General features: G+C 69.3%; 10 protein-coding genes. 7 read left to right on the forward strand and 3 right to left on the reverse strand.

The features are described from left to right. The 6 genes from VF697_RS38450 to queD form a co-directional block, all read left to right on the forward strand. On the forward strand, positions 1 to 247 hold a 247-nt coding region (locus VF697_RS38450), incomplete at its 5' end, for a S1 RNA-binding domain-containing protein (protein ID WP_331102983.1). A gap of 176 nt (positions 248 to 423) precedes the next feature. Next, positions 424 to 1,602: an acetyl-CoA C-acetyltransferase gene (locus VF697_RS38455; RefSeq protein ID WP_331102985.1), complete on the forward strand. Its 1,179-nt coding sequence runs from the start codon at positions 424 to 426 to the stop codon at positions 1,600 to 1,602. 93 nt (positions 1,603 to 1,695) lie between these two features. Beyond that, positions 1,696 to 2,394: a CoA transferase subunit A gene (locus tag VF697_RS38460; RefSeq protein ID WP_331102987.1), complete on the forward strand. Its 699-nt coding sequence runs from the start codon at positions 1,696 to 1,698 to the stop codon at positions 2,392 to 2,394. A 9-nt stretch (positions 2,395 to 2,403) separates the two neighbouring features. After that, positions 2,404 to 3,072 (forward strand): CoA transferase subunit B, encoded by a 669-nt coding sequence (locus VF697_RS38465; RefSeq protein WP_331102989.1) that lies wholly within the window; start codon positions 2,404 to 2,406, stop codon positions 3,070 to 3,072. Between the two features lie 129 nt (positions 3,073 to 3,201). Beyond that, entirely contained in the window at positions 3,202 to 4,491 is a 1,290-nt protein-coding gene (locus tag VF697_RS38470) for a class I SAM-dependent RNA methyltransferase (RefSeq protein WP_331102991.1), read from the forward strand. A 27-nt stretch (positions 4,492 to 4,518) separates the two neighbouring features. Further along, on the forward strand, positions 4,519 to 4,881 hold the full coding sequence (gene queD / locus VF697_RS38475; protein WP_331102993.1) for a 6-carboxytetrahydropterin synthase QueD: 363 nt from the start codon (positions 4,519 to 4,521) through the stop codon (positions 4,879 to 4,881). Between the two features lie 3 nt (positions 4,882 to 4,884). On the opposite strand, the gene VF697_RS38480 is transcribed toward queD, so the two are convergent. The 3 genes from VF697_RS38480 to VF697_RS38490 are packed head-to-tail and all read right to left on the reverse strand — an operon-like array spanning position 4,885 to position 7,216. Further along, positions 4,885 to 5,673, reverse strand: coding sequence for an SDR family oxidoreductase (locus tag VF697_RS38480; RefSeq protein ID WP_331102995.1), 789 nt, complete (start codon positions 5,671 to 5,673; stop codon positions 4,885 to 4,887). Continuing rightward, entirely contained in the window at positions 5,667 to 6,494 is an 828-nt protein-coding gene (locus tag VF697_RS38485) for a dihydroneopterin aldolase (RefSeq protein ID WP_331102996.1), read from the reverse strand. The genes VF697_RS38480 and VF697_RS38485 overlap by 7 nt, the downstream gene beginning before the upstream one ends. Further along, a complete protein-coding gene (locus VF697_RS38490; protein ID WP_331102998.1) occupies positions 6,491 to 7,216 on the reverse strand; it encodes an SDR family oxidoreductase in 726 nt (241 codons plus the stop codon). Before VF697_RS38490 ends, VF697_RS38485 begins: the two co-directional genes overlap by 4 nt. 132 nt (positions 7,217 to 7,348) lie before the next feature. Here VF697_RS38490 and VF697_RS38495 point away from each other — a divergent pair. Then, positions 7,349 to 8,443, forward strand: a 1,095-nt coding sequence (locus VF697_RS38495; protein WP_331103000.1) for a VWA domain-containing protein, incomplete at its 3' end; no start/stop codon positions are given.

Genomic DNA, 8,443 nt, shown 5'->3' on the forward strand with positions numbered 1-8,443 from the left:
CATCGAGGGTCTCGTGCACGTCTCCGAGCTGAAGGAGGAGCGCGTCGAGAATCCGCGTGACGTGGTCACCGAGGCCCAGGAGGTCGAGGTGAAGATCATCGACATCAACACCCAGGACCGGAAGGTGGCCCTGTCGATGAAGGCCCTGATCGGCGAGGGCGAGGACTACCGCGAGTACCTCCGCCGCCAGGCCGAGGGCTCCAAGGCCCGCCTCGGCGACGTGATGGCGAGCAAGCTGAAGAAGTAAGGCTTGTCTCCCTCATAAGAGGGTACGCGACGGCCGGGTCCCCGAGAGGGGGCTCGGCCGTTTGCTTTTGGGCTTCAGGGCAGGCAAGGAGGCTTGATCCACTCGGAGGGCTCGGTGATAAGGGCCTTCCCGACTGTTATTCGAAATTCTCTTCCACCTCCCCAAGGAGGCAGTTCATGGCTCGTGAAGTGGTCATCGTGGGCGCGGCGCGTACCCCCATCGGGGCCTTCCAGGGCGCCCTCTCCAAGCTGACGGCTCCGCAGCTCGGCGCCATCGCCATCAAGGCGGCGCTGGAGCGCTCGGGAGTGTCCCCGGATCAGGTCAATGAGACCATCATGGGCTGCGTGCTCCAGGCTGGCGTGGGTCAGGCTCCGGCGCGTCAGGCCGCCATCCAGGCCGGCATCCCGGACAGCGTCCCCGCCGTCACCATCAACAAGGTGTGCGGCTCGGGCATGAAGGCCGTCATCGCTGGCGCCCAGGCCATCGCCCTCGGGGATGCCGAGGTGGTGGTCGTCGGTGGCATGGAGTCCATGAGCAACGCGCCCTACCTCAGCCACTCGATGCGTGGCGGCGCCCGCATGGGCAACGTGGAGTTCAAGGACGCGATGATCCACGACGGCCTGTGGGATCCCTACGGCAACGTCCACATGGGCAACTGCGCCGAGGAGTGCTCCACCACCCAGGGCATCAGCCGCGCCAACCAGGACGAGTACGCCCTGGAGTCCACCAAGCGCGCCATCGAGGCCCAGAAGGCCGGCCTGTTCACCCGGGAGATCGTCCCCGTCACCGTGCCCGGCGGCAAGGGCGGCGACGTGGTGGTGAGCGAGGACGAGGGGCCCAAGAACGCCCGGCCGGACAAGATCCCCACGCTCAAGTCCGTCTTCAAGAAGGACGGCACGGTGACGGCCGCCAACGCCTCCTCCATCAACGACGGCGCCGCGGCGCTGGTGCTGATGAGCGCCGAGCGCGCCAAGGCCGAGGGCCGCACCGTGCTGGGCCGCATCGCCGGCTACGCCGGGGCCGCCCGCAAGCCGGTGGAGTTCACCATCGCTCCGGCCGACGCCATCAACGCCCTGCTCAAGCGCACCAGCCACAAGACCACCGACGTGGACCTCTGGGAGATCAACGAGGCCTTCGCGGTGGTGGCCCTGGCCAACAACAAGATCCTCGGCCTGGAGGGCTCGAAGGTGAACGTGCGCGGCGGCGCGGTGGTGCTCGGCCACCCGATCGGCGCCTCGGGCGCGCGCCTCCTGGTGACCCTGCTGCACACGATGCAGGACACGAACAAGAAGCGGGGCGTCGCGTCGCTGTGCATCGGCGGCGGCGAGGGCATCGCGCTGATGGTGGAGCGCTAGTCCCACGTGGGACGCACTCCCTCTCCGGCTGACGGAGGGGGGCGGGGTGGAGGCCTGTGACGGGCCTTCGCCCCGTTCTCGTAGGAGGGGCTCATGAACAAGATCATCGCGAGCGCGGACGAGGCCGTCCGTGACATCCCGGATGGCGCCACGCTGATGAGCGGCGGCTTCGGGCTGTGCGGCAACCCCGAGAACCTCATCGCGGCCCTGCACCGCAAGGGGACTCAGGGGCTCACCATCATCTCCAACAACTGCGGCACCACCGAGCTGGGCCTGGGCATCCTGCTCAAGGCCAACCAGGTGAAGAAGCTCGTCGCCAGCTACGTGGGCGAGAACAAGATCTTCGAGGACCTGATGCTCGCCGGAAAGCTGGAGGTCGAGCTCAACCCGCAGGGCACGCTGGCCGAGCGCATCCGCGCGGGCGGCTGCGGCATCGGTGGCTTCTTCACGCCGTCGGGCGCTGGCACTCCGCTCGCCGAAGGCAAGGAGACGCGGATGATCGACGGGCGGCTGCACGTGCTGGAGACGCCGCTCAAGGCGGACTTCACCATCGTGCGCGCCTGGAAGGCGGACACCTGGGGCAACTTGGTGTTCCGCAAGACGGCCCGCAACTTCTCGCCGATGATGTGCATGGCGGGAAAGGTCACCATCGTCGAGGCCGAGCACATCGTGGCCGCCGGCGAGCTCGACCCGGATCAGGTGCACCTGCCCGGCATCTTCGTGCAGCGCATCGTCCAGTCGAAGGATCTCGAGAAGTGGATTGAGCGCCGCACCGTGCAGAAGAAGGCCTGAGAGGACGCCATGCCCCTGACCCGTGAGCAGATTGCCCAGCGCATCGCCCAGGAGCTGCGCGATGGCTACTACGTGAACCTCGGAATTGGCATCCCCACACTGGTGGCCAACTACATTCCGAAGGGTCTCGATGTCATGTTCCAGTCCGAGAACGGCATCCTCGGCATGGGCCCCTGGCCCATGGAAGGCGAGGAGGATCCGGATCTCATCAACGCCGGCAAGGAGACGGTGACGGTGGTGAAGGGCGCCTCCTTCTTCGACTCGGCGCTGTCCTTCGGGATGATCCGCGGCGGCCACGTCGACATGGCCGTGCTCGGCGCCATGGAGGTGAGCCAGGAGGGTGACCTCGCCAACTGGATGATCCCCGGCACCAAGGTGAAGGGCCCGGGCGGTGCCATGGACCTCGCGGTGGGCGCCAAGCGCGTCTTCGTGACCATGGAGCACGTCAGCCGGAAGGAGGGAAAGCCGCCGAAGATGAAGATCCTCAAGAAGTGCGCGCTGCCCCTCACCGGCCTCAAGTGCGTCAACCACATCGTCACCGATTACGCCTTCATCGACGTGACGCCCGAGGGGCTCGTGCTGCGCGAGCTCGCCCCCGGCGTGACGGTGGCGCAGGTGCAGGAGCTCACCGAGCCCAGGCTCAAGGTGGCCCCGGACGTGCGTGAGATGAAGCTCTGAGATCGGTCCCCCGGTCTCTCGCCGTGCCCGCCGCGGTCCCGCTTTCCGGGGCCGCGGCGGAATACCTGCGCTGGAGCGGAGGTCGAATAAGGATGGCGCCCTGAAAGGGTCGCCGCTTCCCCGTTTCCCATGCTGCCGGATACCCCCATTGAATTGACGATCGAGCGCCTCGGGCAGCTCGGAGAGGGCGTGGCCTCGTACGAGGGCCGTACCGTCTTCGTGCCCGGCACCTTCCCTGGCGAGCGTGTGCGCGTGCGCCTGGAGCAGGAGGGCAAGGTGATGCGCGGCCATCTCCTCGGTGAGGTGCTGGCGCCGAGCCGGGAGCGGCGGCGCTCGCCCTGTGCCCTCAACGCCCGGTGCGGTGGGTGCGACTGGCTGGAGCTGTCCGAGTCCGCCCAGCGTGCCGCGAAGCAGGAGATCGTCCTCTCCGCCCTGGAGCACCTGGGCCGGCTGAAGCGGGACAGCTTCGCGGTACGGCCCCTGCTGATCGCTCCCACGGACTTCGGCTACCGGCGACGCGCGGTGCTGCACTTCCTCAAGGACGAGCTGACCTACTTCGGGCGGCGCAGCCATGACCGGGTGCCGGTGAGCGAGTGCGGCGCGCTAGTGCCGGTGCTCGCGGGGCTGCCGGGCAAGCTGGCGCCGCTGCTCAAGCCGGTGTCCCGGGACGCGGAGGAGGTGCACCTGCTGGCCGAGGGCGACAAGGCGGCCTTCGCGGTGATGCTGAAGGGCCAGGCGACTCCGAGGCACGTGGAGGCCTGCGAGGCGGCGGTGCGCGCGCTGCGGCTCGAGGGTGCGGTGCTGGTGCCCAAGGAGGGCTCGCCGCGCCTCCTCGGCAAGCCGGTGCTGCGCTCCATTTCTCCGCTGCGGCCGGAGGTGCCGCAGTACCTGCGGCCGGACGCATTCTCCCAGGCCCATGCGGAGGCCAACGTGGGGTTGGTGACGTCGGCCCTGTACGAGTTGGCCCCGCGCGAGACGGACGCGGTGCTGGAGCTGTACTCGGGCAATGGCAACTTCACGTTCCCGCTGGCGGCGAGCGCGGCCTCGGTGCTCGGGGTGGAGTCCTCCCCGGCCTCGGTGGACATGGCCCAGCGCAGCGCTCGGGAGGGTGGGGTGACCAATGTGCGCTTCATCCAGGGCGACGCCCGGAAGGTGTGCGAGGGCCTCCTCCGCGAGGGGAATCGCTTCGACCTCGCGCTGGCGGATCCTCCTCGGACCGGGGCGCCGGGGCTCGCCCGGTGGCTCAAGGCGCTGGGGGTGAAGCGCGTGGTGTATGTGGCCTGTGATCCAGGGTCGCTGGCGCGGGACGCGGCCGGACTGGTAGAGGCGGGTTATAAGCCGCTCGCGCTCCAGGTGGTGGACATGTTCCCCCAGACGCACCACGTGGAATCCGTGATGTCCTTCGAGCTGCCCCGGTAATCACCCCGAGGCACACAGGAGTCTGTTTTGGAGATCTTCAAGGAGTTCACCTTCGAGGCGGCTCACCGCCTCCCGAATGTGCCGGCGGGACACAAGTGCTCCCGTTTGCACGGCCACTCCTACCGCGTGACCCTCCATGTCCAGGGTCAGGTGGGGGCGGACTCGGGGTGGGTGATGGACTTCGCCGATCTCACCGAGGCCTTCAAGCCGATCCAGGCCCAGCTCGATCACTACTACCTCAATGAGATCGACGGGCTGTCCAACCCCACCAGTGAGAACCTGGCGCGGTGGATCTGGCAGCGGGTGCGGCCTCGTCTCCCGCAGCTCTCCCAGGTGATGGTGCGCGAGACCTGTACCTCGGGCTGCATCTACCGGGGCGAGCACGACTGAGCTTCACTCCCGCAGCAGCAGGCCTCCGTCGATGACCAGCTCGCTGCCGGTCGTCCACGGGGCCGAGAGCAGGTGTACCACCGCCTCGGCCACCTCCTCGGCCTTCCCGAGTCGTCCTATCGGGTGCAGAGCCCCCAGCGTGGACAGTTGAGCGGAGATCCTCCGCTCGAGTTCCTCGCCCTTGGGAGGTGGCTCACCGGGGCTCAAGCGCGGGGCCCGCACCATCTCCGTGTCCACCACTCCCGGGCAGACGGCGTTGGCTCGGACCCGCCGCGAGGCACCCGCCAGGGCCAGTGAGCGCATCGCCGCGAGCAATCCGGCCTTGGACGCGCTGTAGACCGCGCTGGTGGTCAGCGGCCGCTGGGCCAGGGTGGAGGCGATGAACACCATGCCCCCACCGTCCTCCAGGACCGACAGCGCCTCCTCACCCAGGCGCAGCGGGGCCACCAGGTTGACCTCGAGCTGGGCCCGCAGGGCCTCCTCGGAGATGTGGCCGGGGAGCTGGTGCTCCACGATCCCCGCCGAGTGGACCAGTCCGTCCAATCCGCCCAGCTTCTCAGCCGCCCGCGCCAGCAGTCCCGCGCGCTCGGAAGGAGACGCCAGATCGCAGGGGACGGCCACCGCCTGACCGGGCCAGGCGCGCACCACCGCCTCCAGCCGCTCCGCCCGGCGCCCCGTCACCGCCACCTGGCCTCCCGCTCGCAGCAGCACCTCGGCCACCGCGAGGCCCATGCCGCTGCCCCCGCCCGTCACCAGCACCTTCCGGGTGCCCACGGGGCGTGTGCTCACCATCGCTCGCCCTCCGCTTCTGGGGTGCTCGCCGCCGCCGGGTAGTAGGCGCGGCCCTCTATCGGCATCAGTCCGCCCTCGGGCTCGGGCACCTCCACCTCGTCGTGGGGGAGGAAGGCTGGACGGTCCACGCACAGCACCGTCTGCTCGAGCGTCCTCGGGTTGTCGTAGCGGTGCGGGAAGTGCCTCGGCCAGCGGAAACCCGTGCCCGCAGGCACCGGACGGCCCTGGAGCAGCAGCCCATGGCCCAGCACCAGTTCCGCCTCATTCATCACCCGGTGCTCGTGCGTGGGGATGGTGCGGCCCGGGGCCACGCGCAGCCGGTAGATGCCGACGTGCTCGTCCTGAAAGACGATGTCCACCTGCCCGAAGGGCTTCTGCTCCAGCTCGAACTGGTACTCGTCCGCGGTGCGATGCACCTGCAACGAGGCGAGTCCCGCTCGGCCCAGGGCCTCCGGCTTGGACAGCCGCAGGGTGACGGCCCGCACCGGGGCTCGCGCCGAGTCCTCGGTGGGCGGGGCCAGGATGTAGCGGCAGAGGGCCTCGGCGGCCGTCTCCAGCATGCGGAAGTCGGCCGTCTCCAGCAGGAAGCGCAGCTCCCCGGACAGCCGCGCGTAGTCCACCGTGTCGCGCAGGCTGCCCGCCGCGGCGGCCTTCCGGGTGTCCAGGTACAGCGCCACGTCGAGATCCAACGGCTGCGGCGTGCCTCGCTCGGCGGGGTACACCCCGACGATGCACCGCACGGGGAGCTGGCGCAGTTCGATCACATCCAACGGGCGGCCCTGCGCGTCTCGCGGGGCAACCTCGGAGAGGGGGCGGTTCATAGCTGGGCGCTCCGGGCTCCATCCACGGCGATCACCTGTCCGGAGATATAAGGGGCCTCGCGGGCCAGGAAGACCACCACCCGGGCCACATCCTCGGCCGTGCCCACCCGCCCGAGGGGGATGCGAGCGAGGATGGCCTTCTGGGTGGCCTCGTCGAAGTCCTCCGGGAAGATGACCGTCCCTGGGGAGATGCCGTTCACCCGCACCTGGGGCGCCAGCTCCACGGCCAGCGCCCGGGTGAGCATGAGCAGGCCCGCCTTGCTGGCGGTGTAGTGGGCGTAGTGGCTCACCGCCCGCTCCGCGCCAATGTCGGTGAGGTTCACCACGAGCGGGGAGGGGGTGGCTCGCAGCGCGGGGAGCAGCGCCTGGGTGAGGAAGAAGGGCGCCTCCAGGTTGATCCCCATCATCCGGTGGTACCGCTCCCGGGTGATGTTCTCGAAGGCCACGCGCTCGAAGATGCCCGCGTTGTTCACGAGGACGTCGATGGTCGGGTGGGCCTCGCGCAGGGTCGTCGCCAGGGACTCCAGCTCACGCGGCGTCCCCAGGTCGGCGCGGTACACCGTGGCGGTCCGTCCTAGGGCGCGGGCCTTCCCGGCGACCTCCTCGGCTCCCTCGGTCGAGCGGTTGACGTGCAGGGCCAGGTCGTACCCCACCTCGGCGAGCGCCAAGGCGATGGCCTTTCCAATCCGGATGCCCGCCCCGGTGACGACGGCTGTTGGCATGAATGTCTCCCTCGGCTTTCCTCGGGGTGGATATACAGGACACACGGGCCGCCCGCAGGGAGGACGAGCGCTCACATCGCGGACCCGAGGCTGTTAGAACGTCTGGCACCGAGTCGAGGACCCCCCCTACCCATGGACGCACGCATCGTCGAGTTCGCCGAGGTCCTCCGCCAGAACGGGGTGCGTGTGAGCACGTCCGAGGTCTCGGACGCGGCCCGGGCGGCCTCCGAGGTGGGGCTCCAGGACAAGGGCATCTTCCGCTCGGTGCTGCGCACCACCCTCGTCAAGCGCCAGCAGGACGTGGACGTCTTCAACCGCGCCTTCGACTTCTTCTTCTCGGGGGCGGCGAAGACGTTCGAGGCGATCGACAAGTCGCTGGCGCAGCAGATTCAGGAGCAGGGGCTCATCGAGGGCGACAACCTCACGATGCTCCTGTTCCAGATGAACCAGCTCTTCCCCGAGCTGTCCCCGCTGGCCCAGGCGGCCCTCATGGGGGATCGGGCGAGGCTCGCGCAGATCTTCCGGGCGGCCACGCTCCAGTTGGACCTCTCGCAGATGCAGAGCACGATGCAGACGGGCTTCTTCTCCCGGCGGCTGCTGGTGGCCGCGGGCGTGGACCGGGCGCGCTCGGAGCTCAAGGGGATGGAGGACGAGCTGCGCAAGCGGGGCCTGCCGGCCGAGGGCGTGGAGATCGTCTCGCGCCACGTGGCCGAGGCCATGCGCAAGGTGGAGGAGGCGGCGCGGCGCGAGGTGAAGCGCCAGGCCGAGGCCCGTATCCGCAAGCCCTCGGGCGGGGTGGTGGACAAGCCGTTGCACCAGCTCAGCCACGCCGAGGTGAACCAGATGGAGGCGGCGGTGAAGACGCTGGCCGAGAAGCTGAAGGCCCGGCTCATCCGCAAGGCGCGCTCCAAGCGGAAGGGGACGCTCAACGTGCGCCGCACGCTGCGCCGCAACCTGCCGTGGGGTGGGGTGCCCATGGTGCCCCTATTTCGCGCCCGCCGCCCCGAGCGCCCCGAAGTCGTCGTCCTCTGTGACGTCTCCGACTCGGTGCGCAACGCGTCGCGGATGATGCTGCTCTTCACCTACACGCTCCAGTCGCTCTTCGTGCGCGTGCGCTCGTTCGTCTTCGTCTCGGACGTGGGCGACGTGACGCAGTACTTCAAGGAGCAGGACGTGGACCGCGCGATCGACCTGGCCACCATGGGGCAGGCCGTCTCGCTCACCGCC

Origin of the sequence: Archangium sp. (assembly GCF_036388035.1) — a bacterium.
GTDB lineage: Bacteria > Myxococcota > Myxococcia > Myxococcales > Myxococcaceae > Archangium.